Consider the following 23,033-nt stretch of genomic DNA (forward strand, 5'->3'; position numbering starts at 1 on the left):
GATGAAAAGTGCCAGCACAGTTTTTACTTAATTTATTTATAGCGTTTCTTTGGATGCTGTTACAAGATGAAGATGAACTTAAAATCACGACCTTTTTCGGAGGATTCATCGTTGGAATTGTGATTATCTTCTTAATGCATCGTTTCTTCGGTACACAATTTTACTTAAGAAGGCTATATTCAATTATTAAGCTTATCTTTATATTCATTTCGGAGTTAGCAGCTTCAAGTGTGTTGATAAGTAGGCAAATATTAAGTCCGAGGTTAAAAATAAAACCGGGTATTTTCACATATAAAACAGAACTGCAAGGAGATTGGGAAATCACCACGCTTGCGATGTTGCTTACTTTAACTCCAGGTTCTGTGGTGATGGAAGTGAATCCGGCGGGAGATATGTTTTATATTCACGCAATGGATATCGAGCAGTCAAAAGCAGATGTTCTACGATCTATTACCAAGTTCGAAAAAGCAATTATGGAGGTGACGCGCTAATGGTAGAAAAGATACTCTATACAGCCCTTGCCTTATTTGCTATTACGATTGTAATTGCTTTAATCCGAATTATTAAAGGGCCTTCGATACCAGACCGTGCAGTGGCCTTAGATATGATTGGTGTAAATTTAATCTCTATGATTGCTGTTATTTCCATTGTGTTAAAAACAAAAGCTTTTTTAGAAGCCATTCTAATTTTAGGAATACTTGCTTTCATCAGTACAATCGCCATTTCGAAGTATGTGGAAAGGGGGGTTATCGTTGAACGCACATCAGACGATTGAGTTAGGAGCAGCTTTGCTCATCTTGCTGGGTAGTATTATGAGTGTAATCAGTGCTTTAGGAATTATACGTTTGCCGGACGTGTATACGCGATCACATGCGGCAACGAAAAGTTCCACATTAGCGGTTTTATTATCCCTTACAGGTGCATTTATCTATTTTTGGGTGCACGAAGGTTTTATAAGTGTAAGATTGTTGCTGGGGATTGTATTTGTATTTTTAACAGCTCCAGTAGCTGGTCATTTAATAACCCGAGCTGCCTATCGAGCAAGGGTAAAACTCACAGATGCCTCTTCAGATGATGAGCTAAAGGACGTTCTTTTTCCAGAGGATAAATAGTTTTAAAATAGCAGCTGCCTTTTTAAGAGCTTATCTTAAAGAGGCAGTTTTTTTAAATATTAGGAAAGAATAAAGTATTAGTTGTGTCACTTAATAGGGAAACTACGACGTAAGAAATTTTATTGGGTGATTAGGTGACTACTGGGATTTTCGCTACAGGGTGGACGCTTTCCGCGGGCACGGCTTCAATCTCCTCGTCGCTCACGCTCCTGCGGGGCTTTCAGCTCGTACTATTCCCGCTGGAGTCGCCGCCCTTTCGCTACAATCCATGATGAATAACGCTATCTAATAGACGTCACTGTTTAACAAATGAAACTTCTTCAAAAGTTTTACAACTATTAAATTCCAATAAATGGTGCAACGCCATACGGGGAACGTGACAAAGCCGAGCAAGCGGAAGCTTTTGAAAGTAATCCTAATTAATGCTCTATTATTATTGCCATCTCAATTCTAGTTAACTTTTTTTAGGGAAATTGGTTGCTTTCGACAACTGTTTGGTCGCACTTAGCCACTTATTGGATTTGCATGGTCAAAAACTGTGGATGATTTTCTTTAGTAAGTCGATCATAAATAACCAGTGAATCAGAATCCATTTATAACTCTGATTACTGCCGAGCTAAATTAGCAAGAAGCCTCCATTGATTGAAGCGGAAGGAGGCGACTCCTGCGGGAATCAAGCGGGGCAGGTGAGACCCCGCAGTGGAGCGACAGCGACCGAGGAGGCTCACCGCCCGCCCCGCGGAAAGCGTCCTCCTAAAGCGAAAATCCTAGCGGCTACCTAATAAAATTTCTTACTGCGCATACTATTTTCTCGACGGAGTCTTAGAAAATCAAGATCTACATAAATTCTATTTATGCTTAATAATTGAAGAATATTATTCCAATAAAATAAATGTTCAATTAATTTCGATTAATATATTGCATTCGAATTAAATTCATAGTATTATCAAGTCTGATATATTGCATACAACGGTGATAAAGAACAATCATTTGTATAGCATTCATCTAAGAGAAATTTGGCACACGTTAAGAAATGATTATTTCTTATATCACAGGAGGAAGAAAGATGGACAAAAAAATATCATTTTCCAATTACCTTGTTATTGGGGTAATGTTATTTGCACTGTTTTTTGGAGCAGGCAATTTAATATTTCCAGCAAGTTTAGGACAAAACGCTGGTACAAATCTATGGCCGGCAGTGCTAGGATTTTTAGCAACTGGTATAGGATTACCTTTCCTAGGTACACTTGCAATGGGCTTTTCAGGAAGTAAAAATTTACAAGACTTATCAAACAGAGTACATCCTATATTTGCAGTAATATTTACTTCATTGTTGTACTTAACAATAGGGCCGTTCTTTGCACTTCCAAGAACAGGGGCAGTATCGTACGAAATAGGGATTCAACCTTTTATAGGTGCAGAATATGCACAGATTGGACTACTTATCTTCACGGTATTTTTCTTTGGGGTAACCATGTTATTCTCATTAAATCCCTCTAAAATTGTGGACAATGTAGGGAAGTATTTAGCACCGGGAATAATCGTTGGACTATTTATTTTATTATTCTTTGTTGTTATAAAGCCTATGGGTGGATTTGAGGAACCTCACGGAAGTTACGTGGACAAAGCATTTATGACTGGGTTTACAGAAGGCTACAACACAATGGATGCACTGGCATCTTTAGTATTTGGTATCATTGTAATTACTGCAATTCGATCAATGGGTGTTAATTCAACCAAAGGGATTATCGGAGCAACAGCAAAAGCTGGTGGAGTTGCAATTTTCTTTTTAGGTTTAATTTATGCTGGTATCGCTTATTTAGGGGCGACTAGTACTGGAATTTTTGGCTTGTTTGACAATGGAGGACCAGTGTTAAGCAGTGCTTCAGAGCATTATTTCGGTTCTTTTGGGGCAGTTCTATTATCTGTAGTAATCTTCTTAGCGTGTTTGACGACGAGTATTGGGTTGTTAACTGCATGTGGGGAGTATTTTCATACGCTAATGCCGAAAATTAGTTATAAGGCTTTTGTCATTTTCTTCAGCGTATTTACTTGTATTATTGCTAACTTTGGTTTATCGAATATTATAACGTATTCTATTCCAGTATTGATGTTGTTATATCCATTAGCGATTGTACTCATTTTGTTAACGTTCTTATCTCCAATTTTTAATCATGCGAGAATTGTATATGTGAGTGTTATGTTCGTTACGTTTTTAATAAGTGTTATTGATGGATTTAAAGCATTATGTGATTCATTAGAAATCGAACATTATAGCTGGTTAAAGCCAATTGTATCGTTTTATGAGAATAGCTTACCATTCTACAATGTTGGTCTGGGTTGGCTTATACCATTTGTGATCGTTACAATTATTACGGGTGTTATTGCTAGGTTTCAAAAAGTAGCAACAGTATAAATTATACTGGGAGTTTTCACCTTTCACTTCCATCCAATGGGCGAGTAAAAGGAACAATAGTGCTTATAAGTAAAAAGGTTCACTCTAGTTATAGGGTGAATCTTTTTTTATGAATACAGGGAATCATAAACATGTAATGGATAGCTTGGTCATAAAGAGAGAGGGTGTCATAAAGAGAGAGGGTTTTGAAATATTTCTAAAAAAAGAAGTGCAAGGGACAAAAACAATAAAAAGAGAGGCTGGTTGTGATGTTGATCACGACAGCCTCTTGTAAAATTAAACGGTTATAATTTAAGCTTAAATGTGGTTTAAAGCACTTCAACTTACAAAATAAATGAGGTTTTATAATTAGAAAACGCTATACGTTTTTAAAATTCTTCGATTGTATATATCCAATTTGAACGCATCGTTTCTGCTAGCTTTGTTGCATCTTTTTCTCGTAGAAGCTTAATAATCTCTTCATGTTGTTCAATGGAATATTCTCTTAAAATGATCTTTTCATAATAGAATAATCTTCGCACATGGGCTTGAAGCATTTCTACCATAGAAAGTATGTATGGATTATTTGCACTATCTACAATAATCTTGTGAAATTCTTCATCTACTTTTAATGCAGTAGTGAATTCTTTCGTGTGTAGTGCTTCTGCAAATTGCTTGTTTTTTTCCTCTAGTAGTTGAAGAGTAGCTTCGTCTATATTAGAAATGGCGAGCTCCGCTGCAAGCGCTTGCAATACAGCGAGCGGAGGTAGAAGATTATTTATATCCTCCGTTTCTACAGCAGTGACTTGGGTAGCTCTTCCCGGTTGCATGGATACGAAACCTTGTGACTCTAATAGTTGCAATGATTCTCGAATTGGGGTTCTACTTACACCCAATGCTTTTGCAAGTTCGATATCATTCAATTTTTCTTGCGGTTGTAGTGTCCCATCAATAATCCATTGTTGTAACTGATTGAACGCATGGATTTTAGCAGTGGTGCGTACAGGTTTTGAATGATTTACAGGGATTGGCATTCTACATCCTCCTCTCAATTATCTTAATAGTTCAATAATAGTATACACTATATTATACGATATATCGTATTTTTGAAGGAATTAATTTTATTCCATCAGTATTTTTAATGTTATTGTTTTTACATCGATAACAGATTCCTCTGCTATTATATCTTGAAGCATCACTTCTTTAAAATAGGCGATACTTTTAGGGAGCGGAATTTTGAAAATTTTTCGAAGCGCAGTTTCATACATCTTTAGAAACTCGATATCTGTATTTCCACGTTGCAATTCTGCAAAAGCTTCGTAGACTTGGTCCAGTTTATCAGCAAGCTCTAATAGTCTACCTTCTATTGTTTCATCTTTACCTTCTTTCATCCTGTCGAAAAACACGGCTTGGAATTCTTTAGGTATTTCTTTTTTTATAAAGTTTTCCATCATTTTTTCTTCTACATGTGAAAGCATTTGTTTCAATTCGGGGGAAGCATGCTTTACGGGAGTTTTGATATCACCGATGAAAATTTCTGCAAAGTCATGGTTAATCGTTTTTTCGTAAAGTGATTTCCAGTTAATCGTAGCTCCATTATTTTCTTCTATTGTAGCAAAGAACATAGCATATTGGGAAACCTTCCAAGAATGTGCCGCAACATTATGCTCTTCAAACTTAAAACGTCCAGGAGCTCGAATAATTCTTTCTAAATCGTTCATACTCATAAAAAACTTATGGATTCCCATTAAAACCACTCCTTTATTTTTTATTTTACCTTATTTGAGAATTTAATGAAGTAAATGTACTATTTAAATAAAAAGAAAGTAGGTAATAAATTGAGCCAGATACATCCTTTATTAAAAAAATTGCAATGGAAAGAAAATGAAAAAGCAGTTTTAATCGTAAATGCTCCAAAGGAATATGAAGAAGTAGTCAAGGCGTTTGAAGGAAGGGTAGATAGAGAACCAAAAGAAGAAAAGTACCCATTCGCTCAAATATTTGGAACGACCATTGAAGAAGTATCTACGCATGCCAAATCTGTAGTCCCTTCTTTAGAAGAGGATGCTCTTTTTTGGCTATGTTATCCGAAAAAGTCTTCAAAAGTTTATAAAGGATCAAATTGCAACAGGGATACCGTCGCCAAAGTTTTGGCGGAAGAAGGTTTCGAACCAGTACGAAACATCGCAATAGATGACGATTGGTCAGCGCTTCGTTTTCGTAAGGTAGAGCATATTAAAAAAATGGTAAGAAAGTTCGCACATACCGAAGCGGGAAAAGAGCGAACAAATGATTAATGATGTCATAAAACAATTGAAATATATTTCTAAAACAATAGAACAATTATTTCAATATGTTGATGTGGAAATACAACATAGACAACCAATAGCAAATAAGATGAGCGTATGGGAGATTTGTGTGCACCTTGCTCAAATTCCGAAAGCCGACCTACTAATCTTGGAAGGTTATTCAGAAGAGCAGATGACCAACTATTATTACATGAACACTCCGGTTAGTATAGATAATGCCAAAAATCAATTTCTAGCTGGGATTCAAGAACTTATTTATTTATGTGAAAAGCTAACGAAGGAACAATTGGAAAAAAATTTTATGACATATTGGAAAAGTGAGTATAGTACAGCAGAATGGTTAATGCAAATAGTAACACACCTAGTACACCATCGTTCTCAATTGTATCAGTACTTACTAATGTTAAATCGAGATGTGGAGATTGTTTTATTTCGATGAAATATGGGTAATCCTAATATAACCCCAAGGAGGAATTCATATGTCGAAATACGATAAATTAAAACATACATTATTAAACCGTTTAGAGGAGCTAGAACAAAGTAAAGAGAATGACGAAGAATTTGAAACGACAGAGCTATCCAATTACGATAATCATCCAGCGGATAATGCAACAGATTTAACGGATCAACACACACGACTAGCATTGCGGAAGCATTCTGAAGAGGAAATAGCTGATATAAAAGAAGCATTAACTGCAATAGATGAAGGTATTTATGGAGTATGTACAGAGTGTGGGAAAGAAATTCCGATGGAAAGACTGGAAGCTGTGCCTTCTACAACGACATGTGTGGAGCATGCTCAGCAAGGAGTAAACGAGGAAATACGTTCTCTAGAAGAATCTGTTTTAAATTCTACAACTGACCAACCAGTTGAAGATGAAGATCCTAGACTTAGGGATTATTCAAATAGCTTTGAAATTTTAGAGGAAGTCGGTTCATCAGATACTCCTTCTGATAAGCAGTAAATGTAATGCCTCAGTATGATATGTACTGAGGTTTTTTCTGTTATAACTGATATACTGTAAAAAAGGAGTGATTACGTATGACTGCTATTGTTTTGTTTGACGGAGAATGTAATTTCTGCGATGCAAGCGTTCAATTTATTATTAAAAGAGATCCTCAAGGGTATTTTCGCTTTGCTGCTTTACAAAGCGATATGGGTGAGAAACTAAAGAAAAAGCATTTAATACCTGAAATGTTGGATAGTGTGATAGTAATTGATAATAATACAGTATATGAGTCCTCCGATGCGGCACTTGCGATTTGTAAAAACTTAAGTGGGATGTGGAAGGGATTTTATGTGTTCAAGGTCATTCCTAAGTCGTTTAGAGATCAGGTGTATAAAATGATCGCCAACAATAGATACAAATGGTTCGGGAAAAAGGATAGTTGTACCATTCCATCTCCAGATATACGAAACCGATTTCTGTAAGATGGGCTCGATTTATGATAGGCTAAGATTGAGAATCATTTTCATTCTTGAAAAAGTAGTAAGGTGGGTGTAAGTATGGACGAGGAATTATACGATGTAATTATTATTGGCGGAGGTCCAACAGGACTATTTGCTTCTTTTTATGCTGGATTACGTGATTTGAAAGTGAAGATAATTGATAGCTTGCCACAATTAGGCGGTCAGCTAATGGAGCTATATCCGGATAAATATATATACGATGTAGGTGGACTTCCCAAAATTTTAGCGAAAGACTTAGTAGCAAATTTGGAGGAACAGGCTGCTTACAGTAATCCGACTATTTGCTTGGAAGAGACGGCAATGTCGCTTGAAAAATTTCCAGATTATTTTGCTTTAACGACCGATAAAGAAATACATTATTCAAAAACAATATTGCTTACTTCTGGTATTGGTTCTTTTCAACCTCGGAAGTTAAATGTTCCGGGAGCAGTAGAGTATGAAGGGAAGAACCTTCATTACAAAGTGAAAGATATAAATCATTTTAAAGACGCTGATGTGCTCGTATTAGGTGGGGGAGACTCTGCCCTCGATTGGTCCTTGATGTTGGATGATGTTGCTTCGAACGTTACCATTTGTCATCGCAAAGAACAATTTACAGCACATGAAATGACTGTACAGCAATTATTAAATTCAAAGGTTCAAGTTAAAACGCCTTATACCATTAAAGAATTAGTGGGTGATGGGCAAGCGGTTCAAGAAGTAGTAATTGCTGCAAAAGATAAATCTGAACAGCGAATACCAGTTGACCATGTCATTGTAAATTACGGAAACGTTGCATCGCTAGGACCATTAAAGGACTGGGGGCTGGATATGCAAAAGAATTCAGTTGTTGTAAATGAAAAAATGGAAACGAATATAGAAGGGATATATGCTGCAGGGGATGTGTGTACACATGAAGGAAAAGTGAAGCTAATAGCAGTTGGTTTTGGAGAGGTGCCAATTGCTATTAGCCATATTAAAACTTTCATCGATCCGAAATCACGTGTTCAACCACTTCACAGTACGAGTATTTTTGAGGCTGCAAAATAAAAACTTAAGCTAAACGGATAAGGAAGATTCCGAAAGTGAAAGCAAACAAAAACACAAAGAGAAAATGAAACACCTTCTCTTTGTGTTTTTTATTTGGTACTTATCTAAAAAAAGCTTTGTCGATATTGTATTTAGATTTTAGTGTATTAATCGCATACGTTTCGTAAATTTCACGATCCATCGCTTCTTCTACTATACATACACTGATTTTATACACTTCATCACGATGTTTAATCATGGGCGATACATTGTCTTCAAAATGCTTTTTAATACGTTGTCTAATTTTACGTGCTTTCCCGACAAATAATAGCTCATCATTTTTGTTAAAAAACATAAAGATGCCACCTTTATCACGAGGGATTTGGTGGAAGTCGATAAATCCATAAATCGATGGAATTTCAATATCTCCTTCTTTTACTAATTGTTCACGCTGGGTAATAGTAACAGTTGGTTTTGGTAATTCGATTTTAATCAATTTGCTCACGTCCTCTTATTGTCTGTCCTTTAGTCTACCATAACAAAGCAGTAATATCTATTCGCAAGAAAGAAGGAATCTTTCTTTTGTATATCGAAATAGAACTTATAGAAAAATTTGGAGGGATTCACTTGATTAGAACATTAGAAGATTTTTTGATGAACTGGAAACATGAGTCTGAATCAACGCTGAAAATATTAAATACATTGACTGATGAGTCGTTAAATCAAAAAGTATATGACGAAGGAAGAACGCTCGGGACGCTTGCTTGGCATATCGTTGTAACAATAGATGAGATGATTGGAAAAACTGGATTGCAATTTAAAGCTACTCCACATGACGCACCGAAACCAAAAAAAGCTAAAGAAATGGCAGTGGCATACAAAGAATCTAGTGATGAAATGGTTGATGCGATAAAAGCACAATGGTCAGATGAAACGCTTCTCGAAGAAAAAGATATGTACGGCGAAACATGGACAGTTTCAACTATCCTTCAAGTATTAATATCTCATCAAATACATCATAGAGGACAAATCACAGTGCTAATGAGACAAGCTGGACTAGTTGTTCCTGGAATGTACGGCCCATCAAAAGAAGAGTGGTTGGCTTTTGCTGAAGAAGCACCTGAATAATTATCCGTTGACTGTTTTGAATTATGCATGTATTTTTAATACTATGAAATCGTAAATGTGGAGGAAAAGTAAATGAGTAAAATAAGAATTGGTATTATCGGCTACGGAAACCTAGGTCGAGGAGTCCAGTTAGCAGTAAAACAAAATCCTGATATGGAGTTAGTAGGAGTTTTTACTAGACGTGATCCTTCAACTGTTCAAGTAAATGATGCTTCTGTTGGTGTGTATTTAGTAGAGCAAGCAATAGATTTTCAAGATAAAATCGATGTCATGATTCTATGCGGTGGTTCTGCCAAAGATTTACCTGAACAAACGCCCCAAATAGCACAAAACTTCCATACTGTAGATAGCTTTGATACACATGCATTAATACCGGAGTTTTTTGACAAAGTAGATAAAGCTGCAAAAGCTTCTAATAAAATAAGTGTCATTTCGGTTGGATGGGATCCAGGTTTATTCTCTTTAAATCGATTGCTTGGAGAAGTGGTGCTTCCACAAGGTAATACATATACATTTTGGGGGGACGGTTTAAGTCAAGGACATTCCGATGCGGTACGTCGAATTGAAGGCGTAAAAAATGCAGTTCAATACACATTGCCAGTAAAAGAAGCGGTAGATCGTGTTCGGAATGGAGAACATCCGTCACTTTCAACACGTGAAAAGCATACTAGAGAATGTTTCGTCGTCTTAGAAGACGGGGCTAATCAGGAAGTAGTGGAGCACCAAATTGTTACTATGCCAAACTATTTTGCTGATTATGACACGACGGTCCATTTTATCTCGGAAGAAGAACTACAACAAAATCACAGTGGAATGCCTCATGGTGGATTTGTTATTCGAAGTGGTGAAAGTGGCAGTAAAGAAAAACAATTGATGGAGTTTTCTTTGAAACTAGAAAGCAATCCTAATTTTACTTCTAGTGTGTTAGTGGCATATGCAAGAGCAGCATATCGTTTAGGGCAAACTGGTCAAAGTGGTGCGAAAACAGCATTCGATATTCCATTTGGTCTACTTTCACCAAAGTCTGCTGAACAGCTTCGTGCAGAATTACTATAAAATTCAACCGGTAACTCTTTATAAGGGTACCGGTTTTTTTAGGAGATTAGAGATGAAAATATACGACTTACATTGTGATGTGCTTTATAAGCTCGCTAAAGCGAAGTCCCCGATTTCTTTTACCGATTCCCCTTTGCTACAAGCAAATAAAGAACGTTTAGAGGCTGGTAAAGTTGCTCTACAACTATTTGCTGTGTTTGTATCCGAAGGATTTCCGAAAGAACAGCAATTTATGGAGGCAGTCCGACAAATTGAATTTTTCCATACTGAAATTGTTGGGAAGCATGATGATATAGTACCCATTTATAAGTGGGAACAGCTCGAAACGCTACAAGAAGGGCAAATCGGTGCAGTATTATCATTGGAAGGCTTGGACATGATAGATAAAGACATTGAAAAGCTAAAGTTGCTGCTATCTCATGGGGTTAAATTAGTTGGTCTTACTTGGAATGGGGCAAATGCTGTAGCTGACGGTGCAGCAGAGGAGTCTGGAACAGGATTGACTCCATTTGGTGAAGAAGTAGTCACGTTATTAAACGAGCAAAATATTATTATCGACGTATCCCATTTAAGTGAAAAATCATTTTGGGACGTACTTCCAAAAGCAAAATGGCTTATGGCTAGCCACTCGAATGCAAGAACGATATGCGACTCGAATAGAAATTTAACGGATCAGCAATTAAAAGGATTAATTGAAAGAGATTCCCCGATTCATATTGTCTACTATCCACAGTTTATTAACAATTCTGAAAAATGTGTGGATATGTCGGATTTAGTAAGACATGTCGATCATATTACTTCTCTTGGAGGGGAACATTTGATAGGATTAGGCTCAGACTTTGATGGAATAAGTGAATTTGTGACCGGGTTGGAAGATGCATCGAAGACACAGAGCCTAGTAATGCATCTATTGAAGGACTATACAACAGAACAGGTTCAAGGTTTTACATCGCGAAATTTTGGTCGATTTGCGGCAAAGATTAGCAAGGAGGAATAAGACAATTGGGTAGTTTACCAAATTGGTTTTTTGCAGTTGCTATTGCAGTAGTTATTTGTTTTGTAATCGTTGCCGAATGGTGGACGCGGAGAAGTTAACGAGTATGCTATACTAGACAAATGAAATAGATAAAGAAAGAGGAATCACATGCTAACATTTGAAGAAAAAGAAGCGATTATCCAAGAATTTAAGGAGCTCACTAGAAAAGAAGTTTCTTTAAAACGAGTAAATTACCATTATGAAGAAAGTTTATATGAAAAAACAACAGTCGTTTATCACCTTCATCCGAATGGAAATGGATTTGTCTATGTGGGAGATCTTGTCCAATATGAAGAAGCCAATGATAAAGGAATGTTGAACATCCGTGAGGCCACTGCCGATGAATTAAGACAAACGATTAAAGACTCTATCGCTTATTTAGCGACGGAGGAAGAAGAGGTTGCCTTGGAGGAAGTAGAAGAAGAGTGGAAAAACAAAGAAAACTCGAAATTAACCTTATTACAAGAAGATGAAATGTGGAATATTTATCATGGCTATAATTTAGAAGAAAGCTTTGGTTCCTATTCAGAGGCAAAAGCATACTTATTAGAAGAAGGCTTTCGAAAAGTTGCTTCTAAGTAAGGAGGATTTTGTGTGAAAGGAAGATCTACGGTTGCTCTTATGTTAGTCCTCACGCTTATAGCTATTGGAGCTATCGCTTATTTTATCATGCAGTTTTATGATAAAAATCCAACTCAATCACAGCCATCTAGTTATATGACTGGTGTTATTGTAGACATGAATAACACAAGTATACTTGTCGTGGGTGACCTTTCGGTTGAGGAAGTAAAAAGTCTTACCGTACAAGAAGCAATAGATAATGGAAAAGATGCCACATGGTTTACAATAACGATGGGCCAAAGAGATACGCTAGAAGAATATGATGAAGTGAAAGTTGGTTATGATGCTTTAGCGGAGTCTTATCCAATGCAAGGAACAGCCAAAACGCTTGAAAAGTTGGATGAATAGTAAGAGAGAGTTGCTCGTTTAGTTAAACGAGTGACTCTTTTTATCGTCTTGTGACTAAAATCAGGTTCTTGTATAGTACTCGGTGGCATGGTATTCTTTTGCAAGTATGCAATTATTTTAGAATGAAAGTAGGGAACAAATGACGAAAGATCAGCGAAAGAAATTATTTGTTTTAATGATAAATATGTTTATTGCGATAGGGAGTTTTGGAATAATTATTCCTATTTTACCAGCCTATTTAAAGTCGATCGGGCAAGGGGGAACAGCGGCAGGATTGATGATTGCGATATTTGCCGGAGCGCAGCTAGTCATGTCTCCGATTGCTGGAAAGTGGGCAGATAAATATGGAAGAAGAATTATGATCATAGCGGGGTTAAGTGGCTTAGCGTTATCTATGTTCGTCTTCTATTTTTCAGATACTGTAAGTATTTTATATGTTTCGCGTGTGATAGGTGGAATTGGCGCTGCGTTATTAGTACCCGCAATTTTTGCTTATGTCGCGGATATTACAACAATGGAGCAACGAGCAAAAGGGAATAGTTTTATATCGGCAGCGATGTCCCTTGGAATCGTTGTTGGTCCCGGTATTGGTGGTTTCCTAGCAGATTTTGGCCTGAAGATGCCGTTACTAGTTTCTGCGGTTGTAGGTGTTTTTGCAGTTATTTTTTCATTGTTTGTCCTAAAAGAAAGCAAACCAGAAACTAGCATCTCTCCTGAAAATAAACCAGAGCCTATGGTAAAAGAGATTGTTCAATCGTTTAAGAAACCATATTTTATCCCACTTGTTATCACGCTAGTAATGAGTTTTGGATTAATGGCGTATGAATCGGTTCTTGGGCTTTTCGTAGACAATGAATTTGGTGCTTCGCCCCAAGATATTGCCTGGATGGTAACAGCTACAGGAATTGTCAGTGTCATTGTCCAATTGATAGCTGTTGACTGGGTTGTGCGCCGTTTTGGTGAAGAAAATGTGTTGAAAATATTTTTAGGTGTGGCTGCTTTTGGCTTTCTCCTTTCAATTGTCGTTTCAAGCTATGCATTTTTCTTTGTCATTACAATGATTATCTTCCTTTCTTCCTCTATTTTGCGTCCGGTGCTCACGACATTAATCTCGAAATTAGCAGGTCAGGAACAAGGCTTTGCGATGGGGATGAACAATGCATATATGAGTATAGGTAATGTGCTAGGACCACTTTTAGCAGGTTTATTGTATGATGTACACATAATATATCCATTTGTTTTGGGATTGATCGTATTACTTATCACAATGATTGGCTCGATTTTGTGGAAAGGTACGAAGAAAATAGCATAAGAAGAGCTGTTCCATAAGTTGTATTATGGAACAGCTTTTTTGCATTAAGAATTTTAAAAGCTAGACGTATGGAAGATGACTTTTTTGATGTGTTATAAGGTATGCCATTTTATGTAGAACCCTATATAAGGAAACTGCGACGTAAGAGATACGGCAAAGGCAATTGATTTCCGCTCCAGGCGGACGCTTACCGCGGGGCGGGCGGTGAGCCTCCTCGTCGCACGCTCCTGCGGGGTCTCACCTGTCCCGCTGACCCCGCAGGTGTCGCCGCCTTGCGCTACAATCAATGGGAATATCTTGCTCATTTAGTATCCGCATTTAGCAGGATAAAGCCAAGCCGGCGGAAAGCGTCCACCCTGTAGCGGAAATCCAAGCGTCCACTTCATTCAACTCACTACCGCGCAGTTTCCCTAATGTCACAAAATTGTATCTTTTTTGGGGAGGGTTTTATTCAGAGGAAAGATATAATAAAAGAAAAGGAGGAGTTCACATGGTTTATCGTAAAACCCGAAAGGCTAATTTAGCACTGGCATTTCTTCTTCTAGTACTGACAACAAATTTTCTTCTTTATCAATCAGAGGTACCAAATTTTTTATCACTTCCGTTAACTAGTGGTGTCGCGATTGGATCACTTATTGATTTAGCGATTGTTGCACCTATTTTAGTTTATGTCGCATTTAAAATATCTATTAAACAAACAATTTTATTAATGTTGTTTGGTTTAGTTATAGCAAGATTTCTAATACCTGCTGAGCTATATGCGCCGTATAAAGGAATATTATATACTGGTCTTGCATTAGAGGCGTTGCTAGTGTTTGCTGAACTAGCGCTTGTTTTTATCGTAATCCGTAAAGGCTCTGCAATTCGAAGTGAGATGAAAGTGATGAACGAGGGGGCAATTTATAGTTTACTTCCAACTGTTGAAAAAGTGGCAACCAAAAACGTGTTTATTCGCCTATTGATGACTGAATTTTTAATGTTTTATTATGCTTTGTTTACATGGAAAAAGAAAGCACCTAGTCACGAAGGCGTAGTAACCATGCACAAAAAAACGAGCGCAATTGCGATGAATATTATGCTCATCCATGCAATCCTAATTGAAACAATTGGACTGCATTGGTGGCTACATGAAAAGTCACTCGTACTGTCGATTATTTTACTTGTCTTAAATGTATACTCTGTCTTTTTTATAATAGCCGACATCCAGATTACAAGACTTCACCCAATGGAAATAAAGAATGGAAAACTATATATTACACAAGGGATGGCCTCGCGAATTGTCGTTACTCTATCAAATATTAAAGAAGTAGAGTGGGATGTTGCTTTAACGAATAAGCATACATTGCAATTTATCTATAAGGATTTTGAAAAAACAGACCCGCAAGCTATCATTCGCTTACATGAACCGATAGAAGCAGTAATGTTTATGGGAGTAAAAAAGAAAGTAACTGAATTTGCAATTCGAGTGGATGAGCCAGAAAAGTTAAAGCAACTGTTACTATAAGTAGTTTCAATGTAAACTCTTTTATTTGACCTATCATATGAATGAAGTTATAATTATCTTGAATTCAAGATAAACAGAGAGGAGTATGAACATGAAACATGTTTTTTATAAAGGTGACGACCAGTCAAAGCCAACATTATTATTACTGCACGGTACAGGAGGAAATGAGCATGATTTAGTTGGGCTGGGAAAAGAGATCGACGGAACAGCTAATATACTAAGTGTTCGCGGAAATATTTTAGAAAATGGAATGCCACGATTTTTTAAACGTTTAGCTGAAGGTGTTTTCGATCTGGAGGATTTAAAGTTCCGTTCAGAGGAATTAAAAAACTTCATCGATGAAGCTGCAGAAGATTATAAATTCGATCGTAATAATGTGGTCGCGATCGGCTATTCAAACGGTGCTAATATTGCGGCCAACCTATTATTCGAATACAACAACGTATTAAAAGGTGCTATTTTGCATCATCCAATGGTTCCAAGACGTGGTGTAGAACTTCCACCACTTACAGGTGCACCTGTATTTATCGGTGCAGGGAAAAATGATCAAATGTGCCCTGCGACAGAATCAGAGGAATTACGTGATTTACTACAAGATGCCGGAGCAGAAGTGGAGTTGTATTGGCATTCCTATGGTCATCAATTAACGCAAGACGAAGTACAAGCTGCAAAAAATTGGTACAATAATAATTTTTAATAAGAAGCTATAAAAGATCTAAATATTTATTGGAATAGACAAAAAACTGCTAAGCAAAGATTTTCTTGCTTAGCAGTTTTTTTATCTCAATGCCATTTTCCTGCTTTATATGGCCCTTTTCTAAAAGGCATCCACCAGTTCCATTTTCCAAATAGTTTCATTAAGCTTGGAACTAATAATAGTCGAATAATCGAGGCATCAATTGCAACTGCAATCGCAATGCCAAGTCCGATTTGTTTTACTGGCATCACATCGGTAAATGCAAAAGCACCTGTGATGACAATCATAATAAGTGCTGCAGATGTGATAACTTTACTAGTGGAAGTTAATCCCTCTATTGTAGCAGCCGTATTATTAAGACTTTTCGAATACTCTTCTTGGATACGGGAAATTAGGAATACCTCGTAGTCCATACTTAGACCGAATACTAAACTAAATACAATAACGGGAATGATTAACGCAATTGTTGTTTCTTCTATACCAAAATGACCGTATTGGAATATATAAACAAGTATTCCGAACGTCGAGGATAGACCAATTATATTCATAATAATTGCCTTCAGTGGGATTAATATAGAACGGAAAGCAATCATTAATATGATAAAGGTAGACCCCAAAATAATTGCAAGGAGTAAACCGACTTTATTGAAAATCTCATCGAAAATTTCCTGATTGAATTTAGGCTGACCACCTAACATCATATCGACACCTAAATCTTTTTCTGACCATTCCCGTGCCCAATCCTGTGCTTCATCAGAGGAGCCATTCAAATCCAGTGTTACTGGGATTAATAACTTCTTTCCTTGAACAAATGATTCCAACAAAGGAGTTAACTGAGCTTTTACTTCAGATACCTGCAAGCTTTGCTCCCATTGTTCAATGGTGGAAATATTACTTGCACTAAAAATAGTATTAACTGAATCTACATGTTTATCTTCTAACAATTGTTCCTCTATTTTTTCATTTCTTCAAGTCCATCTGTATTTTCCCAGCCATCGTTTCGCTCAGCAATCATATAAACAGTCGATTTCTCTCCTAAACCGAACTCTTTATCCATTAATTCGTAAGCTTGACGAGAATCATAAGATAAGGGCAACGAATCTACTTGCGGAATCGTAAGTTTCATATCTTTTACAGGTATAATTCCAATTCCTAAAATCAGGAGCGCTACAACTACTAAGGACACTGGTCGTTTCATAACAAATGCAGCAAAGTTACGCCATCTAGTTGAAGCACCAGGCTTTACTCGAATAATTGTCCATTTATTAATGCGATCTTTCATTAACATTAACAGGGAAGGGAGCAGCGTAATAGAGGCTAACACGGCCATTGATACAACGAGCATTCCTCCAAGTGCAAGGTTTTGGAAAATCTCTACTTTCATAACAAGCATTGCACCTAGCCCGATGAATACACATACTGCAGAGAAAATAATCGAACGGCCGGCAGTTTGGATCGATGTTTGAACAGCATCTACTATAGAATTCTTTATGCGCTCTTCTTTATAGCGGTTGATAAGTAATAACGCAAAATCGATACTTAAAGCGAGTCCGAGCATAGGAATAATATTCAACACAAAGATAGATAAATTCATCGTTTCGCTAAATAAAGTCATAATGCCGAATGTGGATACTACTGTTACAATCCCGACTGCAAGTGGGACAAATGCAGCAAATACACTCCCAAAAGCAAGGAGTAGCACAATAATGGCAATTGGTATTCCAATTGCTTCTGCACTTGCTAAATCTTTTTGACTTGCAACATTAATATCTTTATTTATAGCGGCGCCTCCGGTTAGTGTAACTCCTTTTTCACCGTCGATAGCATTACGAACTTTATCTACGACCTCAGCCATATCCTCCGTGTCTCCACTGAAATGTAACATGGCATAAGCAACATGATCTTTAAAAAGAGTAGGATCATTTATAGGTGATTGGATCGATTCAGCAATTTGTAAATCTTCCATCTTAGAAATAGTTTGCTCTATCTTTTCATTCGACACCTGATCAAAAACGATAAATAATGTTTCAGCTGGAAGGTCAAATGTATTCGTTAATTCTTCCATCACAAGTTGATGCTCACCGTCTGTGCTAAACCCGTCTCCTTCCAATAAACCGGGCAAACGAATAGCAAGTACTGCTAAAGCAATAAAAAGTACTAACCATAAGCTCAATACAAATTTATAATAGCGTGTCACTATATTAGACAACCATTGCATAAAGTTTCCTCCCCATGCTAAATAACTTTCTTTATTGTACTAGAAAGAAGGGAGCATATACTAATATAATGTTAAGAGAAGAGGAACAAAATAAGGGAGGAAACGAATTGAAAATTACTCCACCAAAGCTACGTAGCTTTTTATCTGAACTGGATGTAAATAGTGCACTTTTAGAAGATTTTTATGTATCACAAGGAATCGTGACATTTTTAGAGTTAGAAGAGGAGCAAGAAGATAAAATCATATTTGATCAAATACACTTTCAAGGAGTTTCAATGGAAGGAGTACGATTCCAACAGGTTGAATTCGTAGATTGTTTGTTTGAAAAATGTGATTTGTCTAATGTGGATTTTGGAGATGCGGTATTTCATCGGGTAGAGATTAGAAACTCCAAGCTTTTAGGAACGAATATTTCTCAAAGTAGACTAACAGATGTGAAAATAGAAGATTCTGTTGCCAATTATATGAGCATGAGTTTTTCAAAATTGAAGAAAATATTGTTCAAACAAACCTCTATAAATCGTGCAGATTTTATCGAGTCAACATTTGATAAAGTAAGTTTAGAAAAATGTGAACTAGATGGTGCAAATTTCACCGAAACGGATTTAAAAGGAGTTGATTTAAGTACAAATACATATGAACAGCTCACTGTATCCATGGAGAAACTTGCGGAATGTACTGTATCGACTGAACAAGCGATAGGCTTTGCAAAATCACTTGGTTTGGTTATTAAAGAATAAAGGATACTTAAAAAAACCTCGCCTTTTAGGGCGAGGTTTACTTATTAAAAGAATAAGTTTAGTACTTGGAATATAGCTCCGGCTAATACTGCAGAAATCGGTAATGTAATAATCCAAGTCATAACGATTTTCTTCGCAACTCCCCATTTAACACCTTTCGCACGTTGGGCAGTCCCAACTCCCATAATAGCAGAAGAAATAACATGCGTTGTGGAAACTGGTAAATGAATAGTTGTAGCTCCAAAAATAATCATGGCAGATGATAAGTCAGCAGCGGCTCCATTTATAGGACGAATCTTCATAATTTTACCGCCAACCGTTTTAATAATCTTATAACCACCAATGGAAGTACCTAATCCCATTGCAGTTGCTGCAGCAATTCGTACCCATAACTGAATATCATCAGTTGTTTGTAACTCGGCTGCGATTAAAGCCATAGTAATAATCCCCATTGCTTTTTGCGCATCATTTGTACCATGTGTAAAGGATTGTAATGCAGCAGTTCCGATTTGAAATGTACGGAAACCTTTATTTGTCCCATATAGGCTTGTCTTTCTAAAAAGTACTTTGAATAAAGACATCATTAAAAATCCAACTGCCAACGCTAGAAATGGTGAAATGATTAATGCTTGAATGATTTTGATAAATCCTTCCCAGTTTAAAACAGCAAACCCAGCAGCAGAAACCGCAGCACCTGCAATAGAACCGATTAAAGTATGTGAAGAACTGGAAGGGATCCCGTAATACCAAGTTACTAAGTTCCATATAATAGCAGAAAGTAAAGCTGCTAAAATAATGAGGGAACCATTTTGTAAAAGGAACGGATCAACGATATCTTTTGTAATTGTTTTTGCAACTCCGGTAAAAGTAAGTGCTCCAACAAAGTTCATCACAGCTGCCATTAATACAGCAACTCGAGGTTTTAATGCTCTTGTTGAAACAGAAGTTGCAATAGCATTAGCCGTATCATGAAACCCGTTAATGAAATCGAAGGCTAAAGCAAAAAAGACAACAAGAATTGTAAGAATTAAAATAGAATCCATAAGACGTGCTCCTACGCATTTCGCATGATAATTGCTTCAATCGTAGTAGCTACGTTTTGACAATAATCTGCAACTTCTTCTAGTTTTTCATATATATCTTTAAATTGAATAATCCGAATCGGGTCTTTTTCATTTAAAAATAGTTGTTTAATAGATGAACGAAGTACTTCATCACATTTACGTTCATAATCTTTAATAAGTACAGAATTCTCATGCATTTTAAGTAGCTTCTTCTGAGCAAGAAGCTCCATAGCTTTTACAATTTCATCTGTACTCTTCACAATATATCCTAAAAACGTACGCATTGAATCATCGATCTCAATAAGAGAGAACATTTCTAAATTTGCTGTGAAATCATCAACGCCATCTAAAATATCATCCATTCTAACAGCTAGTTGCAATATATCCTCTCGTTCAATAGGAGTCATAAACGACTTGTTCAGCATAACAATTAGCTCATGAATTAGTTTGTCTCCTGCTGTTTCATAGTTTTTTACTTTTACGCTAATTTCCTTTAAATCTGCAACAGTTTCAATGCGGAAATCATCTGCATAGTGCGTTGCTTCTTGCACGTTTTTAGCGATATTTAACAAGGATGCGAAAAAGGGATCTGTTTTCTTTGAACCAATCATAAAAAAGCCTCCTGGACTTTAAAGTTTATTTTCAACGTTTTTCCTCAAATAGCATACCAAAAAAAATACAAAATCTACACACTTTTTACTTCAATTTATCAAAATTTACAATGCTGTAACATTACTACCTAAAATAAGGGTTAAAATGACGAATAAAAGCGCTCTTTGTCGAATTAAATTCAAATATTTATAAGAATGTAAAAATATGAAACTTTCCATTATTTCGTTCGTATATAAGTTATAAAAGTATAAAGAGGAAGGGGTGAGAGAAATAGAACAAATCTTCTTGTATGGATTATTCGCTATTGGGTTGATCACGATATTATATGTGTTGTTTGCAGATGCGATAGATGGAATGGACAGTGGAATTTTAAATCCTACGACTGTACTTACTTTCTTATTATTTATCTGTGCTACCGGGTTTATACTGTTAAAGTTAACGAACTGGAACGAAGAAATAATTATCATCGTAGCACTTGTAGTTTCTAGCATTATAACGTTTCTATTATACTTCTTTGTTCTTGTTCCATTAGCTTCTGCAGAAGTTTCAACAGCATATACAAATGAGTCACTGCAAGGTCAGGTTGCACGAGTAATTGTTCCGATTCCTATGGATGGCTTTGGAGAAATCGTTATTGAAACAGTGAATGGAATCATTTCGAAAAGGGCAACAGGATATGATCAAGAAGAAATTGAGTATGACAAGCAAGTGTTAATAATTGATGTGGAAGATGGTACATTTTTAGTAAAAGAATATGAGCCTTTAAAATAATGATAGGGGGAATGTGAAATGGATTTTGGACTTTTAATCGTAATAGGAATTGTAGTCTTTGTATTAATCGTTGTGCTTGCAGTATATATCACAAAATATCGTACAGTTGGCCCAGATGAGGCGCTTATCGTAACAGGAAGTTATTTAGGATCGAAAAACGTGCATACGGACGATTCCGGGAACCGTATTAAAATAATTCGCGGTGGAGGAACATTCGTATTTCCGGTATTTCAACAAGGAGTACCCCTAAGCCTTTTATCGAGTAAGCTAGAAGTTACAACGCCAGAAGTGTACACAGAGCAAGGAGTGCCAGTGATGGCAGATGGAACGGCAATTATTAAAATCGGAGGATCGATATCCGAAATTGCCACTGCAGCGGAACAGTTTTTAGGAAAAACAAAAGAAGACCGTGAGAATGAAGCAAAAGAAGTATTAGAAGGTCATTTACGTTCCATTTTAGGATCTATGACAGTAGAAGAAATATATAAAAATCGGGATAAGTTCTCCCAAGAGGTACAAAGAGTTGCTTCTCAAGACTTAGCGAAAATGGGATTAATCATTGTTTCCTTTACGATAAAAGATGTTAGAGATAAGAATGGTTACCTAGATTCACTAGGGAAACCAAGAATTGCTCAAGTCAAAAGAGATGCAGACATCGCAACGGCAGAAGCAGAAAAAGAAACACGTATTAAACGAGCAGAAGCTTCTAAAGACGCGCAACGTGCAGAACTAGAACGAGCTACGGAAATTGCAGAGGCAGAAAAAGATAATCAATTGAAAGTGGCAGAATATCGCCGTGAACAAGATATCGCCAAAGCACGTGCTGACCAAGCATACGAATTGGAAACCGCACGTTCTAAGCAAGAAGTAACTGAACAGGAAATGCAAATTCAAATTATCGAACGTCAAAAACAAATCGAACTGGAAGAAAAAGAAATCTTACGTCGTGAAAGACAATATGACTCGGAAGTTAAGAAAAAAGCAGACGCTGATCGCTACGCAATTGAGCAAAATGCAGCTGCATCTAAATCACGCGAAATTGCAGAGGCAGATGCGGAGAAATATCGAATTGAAGCAAAAGCAAAAGCGGAGGCAGAAAAAGTACGATTGGACGGACTTGCAAAAGCAGACTCTCAACGTGCTCAAGGGGAATCAGAGGCAGATATTATTCGCCTAAAAGGTCTAGCAGAAGCAGAAGCGAAACGCAAAATTGCTGAAGCATTTGACATGTACGGCCAAGCAGCGGTTCTAGATATGATTGTCCATATGTTACCGGAATATGCAAAACAAATTGCAAGTCCACTTTCGAATATCGACAAAATTACTGTAGTCGACACAGGGAGTGGAGAAGGTGGCGGTGCAAACAAAGTGACATCTTATGCAACTAATTTAATGTCTACCTTGCAAGAAACGTTAAAAGCCTCCTCCGGAATTGATGTAAAAGAAATGCTTGAAAACTACTCTGGTAAAGGGAATATACGTCCAAGCATTGAACAGTTGACTGAAGAAGTAAAAAAGTCCAATGAGCTCATTCATCAAAAAGCAGAATAGCAACAAAACGAAAAAGTTCAGAAAGTTTTTCTGAGCTTTTTCATTGTATTTCATTTATTCTAAATAAACTATATAATATA

Annotated in this window: 28 protein-coding genes; 21 read left to right on the plus strand and 7 right to left on the minus strand. The window is 36.8% G+C overall.

Annotation, left to right across the window (positions count from 1 at the left end; all coding sequences use genetic code 11):
* Positions 1-8: 8 nt before the first annotated feature.
* From OR571_RS01980 to OR571_RS02000, 5 genes are all read left to right on the plus strand, one after another.
* Positions 9-491 (plus strand): Na+/H+ antiporter subunit E, encoded by a 483-nt coding sequence (locus tag OR571_RS01980; RefSeq protein WP_282241186.1) that lies wholly within the window; start codon positions 9-11, stop codon positions 489-491.
* Positions 491-775, plus strand: coding sequence for a Na(+)/H(+) antiporter subunit F1 (locus OR571_RS01985; RefSeq protein WP_282241187.1), 285 nt, complete (start codon positions 491-493; stop codon positions 773-775). The genes OR571_RS01980 and OR571_RS01985 overlap by 1 nt, the downstream gene beginning before the upstream one ends.
* Positions 753-1,112 carry a Na+/H+ antiporter subunit G gene (locus tag OR571_RS01990; protein ID WP_282241188.1) on the plus strand — a complete coding sequence of 120 codons (360 nt, stop codon included), beginning with the start codon at positions 753-755 and terminating at the stop codon, positions 1,110-1,112. The genes OR571_RS01985 and OR571_RS01990 overlap by 23 nt, the downstream gene beginning before the upstream one ends.
* Positions 1,113-2,178: 1,066 nt before the next feature.
* The gene (brnQ, locus tag OR571_RS01995; RefSeq protein ID WP_282241189.1) at positions 2,179-3,528 is read left to right on the plus strand and encodes a branched-chain amino acid transport system II carrier protein; all 1,350 of its coding nucleotides are present in this window, start codon (positions 2,179-2,181) and stop codon (positions 3,526-3,528) included.
* A gap of 109 nt (positions 3,529-3,637) precedes the next feature.
* Entirely contained in the window at positions 3,638-3,802 is a 165-nt protein-coding gene (locus OR571_RS02000) for a hypothetical protein (RefSeq protein WP_282241190.1), read from the plus strand.
* A gap of 94 nt (positions 3,803-3,896) precedes the next feature.
* On the opposite strand, the gene OR571_RS02005 is transcribed toward OR571_RS02000, so the two are convergent.
* Positions 3,897-4,541, minus strand: coding sequence for a GntR family transcriptional regulator (locus tag OR571_RS02005; protein ID WP_282241191.1), 645 nt, complete (start codon positions 4,539-4,541; stop codon positions 3,897-3,899).
* Between the two features lie 87 nt (positions 4,542-4,628).
* The gene (locus tag OR571_RS02010; RefSeq protein WP_282241192.1) at positions 4,629-5,255 is read right to left on the minus strand and encodes a YfbR-like 5'-deoxynucleotidase; all 627 of its coding nucleotides are present in this window, start codon (positions 5,253-5,255) and stop codon (positions 4,629-4,631) included.
* 90 nt (positions 5,256-5,345) lie between these two features.
* Here OR571_RS02010 and OR571_RS02015 point away from each other — a divergent pair, with 90 nt between their 5' ends.
* From OR571_RS02015 to OR571_RS02035, 5 genes are all read left to right on the plus strand, one after another.
* Positions 5,346-5,804 carry a DUF3052 domain-containing protein gene (locus tag OR571_RS02015; RefSeq protein WP_282241193.1) on the plus strand — a complete coding sequence of 153 codons (459 nt, stop codon included), beginning with the start codon at positions 5,346-5,348 and terminating at the stop codon, positions 5,802-5,804.
* Positions 5,797-6,255: a DinB family protein gene (locus OR571_RS02020; protein WP_282241194.1), complete on the plus strand. Its 459-nt coding sequence runs from the start codon at positions 5,797-5,799 to the stop codon at positions 6,253-6,255. The genes OR571_RS02015 and OR571_RS02020 overlap by 8 nt, the downstream gene beginning before the upstream one ends.
* 40 nt (positions 6,256-6,295) lie before the next feature.
* Positions 6,296-6,781, plus strand: coding sequence for a TraR/DksA C4-type zinc finger protein (locus OR571_RS02025; protein WP_282241195.1), 486 nt, complete (start codon positions 6,296-6,298; stop codon positions 6,779-6,781).
* 77 nt (positions 6,782-6,858) lie between these two features.
* Entirely contained in the window at positions 6,859-7,248 is a 390-nt protein-coding gene (locus OR571_RS02030; RefSeq protein WP_282241197.1) for a thiol-disulfide oxidoreductase DCC family protein, read from the plus strand.
* 75 nt (positions 7,249-7,323) lie between these two features.
* Complete coding sequence (locus OR571_RS02035) at positions 7,324-8,316, plus strand: NAD(P)/FAD-dependent oxidoreductase (protein WP_282241198.1); 993 nt, start codon at positions 7,324-7,326, stop codon at positions 8,314-8,316.
* Between the two features lie 100 nt (positions 8,317-8,416).
* Here OR571_RS02035 and OR571_RS02040 read toward each other — a convergent pair whose 3' ends face one another.
* Positions 8,417-8,791: a nucleotide excision repair endonuclease gene (locus OR571_RS02040; protein WP_282241199.1), complete on the minus strand. Its 375-nt coding sequence runs from the start codon at positions 8,789-8,791 to the stop codon at positions 8,417-8,419.
* A 131-nt stretch (positions 8,792-8,922) separates the two neighbouring features.
* On the opposite strand from OR571_RS02040, the gene OR571_RS02045 reads away from it, so the two are divergent.
* The 8 genes from OR571_RS02045 to OR571_RS02080 all read left to right on the plus strand — a co-directional run bounded on the left by OR571_RS02045 (position 8,923) and on the right by OR571_RS02080 (position 15,997).
* Positions 8,923-9,423 (plus strand): DinB family protein, encoded by a 501-nt coding sequence (locus OR571_RS02045; protein WP_282241200.1) that lies wholly within the window; start codon positions 8,923-8,925, stop codon positions 9,421-9,423.
* Positions 9,424-9,495: 72 nt separating this feature from the next.
* A complete protein-coding gene (locus OR571_RS02050; RefSeq protein WP_282241201.1) occupies positions 9,496-10,479 on the plus strand; it encodes a diaminopimelate dehydrogenase in 984 nt (327 codons plus the stop codon).
* Between the two features lie 52 nt (positions 10,480-10,531).
* A complete protein-coding gene (locus OR571_RS02055) occupies positions 10,532-11,476 on the plus strand; it encodes a dipeptidase (protein ID WP_282241202.1) in 945 nt (314 codons plus the stop codon).
* 147 nt (positions 11,477-11,623) lie between these two features.
* Positions 11,624-12,097, plus strand: coding sequence for a hypothetical protein (locus OR571_RS02060; protein WP_282241203.1), 474 nt, complete (start codon positions 11,624-11,626; stop codon positions 12,095-12,097).
* Between the two features lie 12 nt (positions 12,098-12,109).
* Complete coding sequence (locus OR571_RS02065) at positions 12,110-12,484, plus strand: DUF3221 domain-containing protein (protein WP_282241204.1); 375 nt, start codon at positions 12,110-12,112, stop codon at positions 12,482-12,484.
* A gap of 139 nt (positions 12,485-12,623) precedes the next feature.
* A complete protein-coding gene (locus OR571_RS02070; RefSeq protein WP_142539361.1) occupies positions 12,624-13,796 on the plus strand; it encodes an MFS transporter in 1,173 nt (390 codons plus the stop codon).
* 490 nt (positions 13,797-14,286) lie between these two features.
* On the plus strand, positions 14,287-15,300 hold the full coding sequence (locus OR571_RS02075) for a beta-carotene 15,15'-monooxygenase (RefSeq protein WP_282241205.1): 1,014 nt from the start codon (positions 14,287-14,289) through the stop codon (positions 15,298-15,300).
* A gap of 91 nt (positions 15,301-15,391) precedes the next feature.
* A complete protein-coding gene (locus OR571_RS02080; protein WP_282241207.1) occupies positions 15,392-15,997 on the plus strand; it encodes an alpha/beta hydrolase in 606 nt (201 codons plus the stop codon).
* Between the two features lie 86 nt (positions 15,998-16,083).
* On the opposite strand, the gene OR571_RS22720 is transcribed toward OR571_RS02080, so the two are convergent.
* Positions 16,084-16,941 (minus strand): MMPL family transporter, encoded by an 858-nt coding sequence (locus tag OR571_RS22720; RefSeq protein ID WP_348775005.1) that lies wholly within the window; start codon positions 16,939-16,941, stop codon positions 16,084-16,086.
* An 8-nt stretch (positions 16,942-16,949) separates the two neighbouring features.
* The gene (locus OR571_RS22725; protein WP_348775006.1) at positions 16,950-18,215 is read right to left on the minus strand and encodes an MMPL family transporter; all 1,266 of its coding nucleotides are present in this window, start codon (positions 18,213-18,215) and stop codon (positions 16,950-16,952) included.
* Positions 18,216-18,322: 107 nt separating this feature from the next.
* On the opposite strand from OR571_RS22725, the gene OR571_RS02090 reads away from it, so the two are divergent.
* Positions 18,323-18,955: a pentapeptide repeat-containing protein gene (locus OR571_RS02090; RefSeq protein ID WP_282241208.1), complete on the plus strand. Its 633-nt coding sequence runs from the start codon at positions 18,323-18,325 to the stop codon at positions 18,953-18,955.
* Positions 18,956-18,999: 44 nt separating this feature from the next.
* On the opposite strand, the gene OR571_RS02095 is transcribed toward OR571_RS02090, so the two are convergent.
* Both OR571_RS02095 and OR571_RS02100 read right to left on the minus strand, forming a co-directional pair.
* Positions 19,000-19,998, minus strand: a complete 999-nt coding sequence (locus tag OR571_RS02095) for an inorganic phosphate transporter (protein WP_142539366.1) — start codon at positions 19,996-19,998, stop codon at positions 19,000-19,002.
* Between the two features lie 11 nt (positions 19,999-20,009).
* Positions 20,010-20,630, minus strand: a complete 621-nt coding sequence (locus OR571_RS02100; protein ID WP_282241209.1) for a DUF47 domain-containing protein — start codon at positions 20,628-20,630, stop codon at positions 20,010-20,012.
* 262 nt (positions 20,631-20,892) lie between these two features.
* Between OR571_RS02100 and OR571_RS02105 the strand changes: the two genes are divergently transcribed.
* Both OR571_RS02105 and OR571_RS02110 read left to right on the plus strand, forming a co-directional pair.
* Positions 20,893-21,402: an NfeD family membrane protein gene (locus tag OR571_RS02105; protein ID WP_282241210.1), complete on the plus strand. Its 510-nt coding sequence runs from the start codon at positions 20,893-20,895 to the stop codon at positions 21,400-21,402.
* Between the two features lie 18 nt (positions 21,403-21,420).
* Positions 21,421-22,953: a flotillin family protein gene (locus OR571_RS02110; protein WP_282241211.1), complete on the plus strand. Its 1,533-nt coding sequence runs from the start codon at positions 21,421-21,423 to the stop codon at positions 22,951-22,953.
* The last annotated feature ends 80 nt before the right edge of the window (positions 22,954-23,033 follow it).

It is taken from the genome of Psychrobacillus sp. NEAU-3TGS (assembly GCF_029955155.1).
Classification (GTDB): Bacteria; Bacillota; Bacilli; order Bacillales_A; family Planococcaceae; genus Psychrobacillus.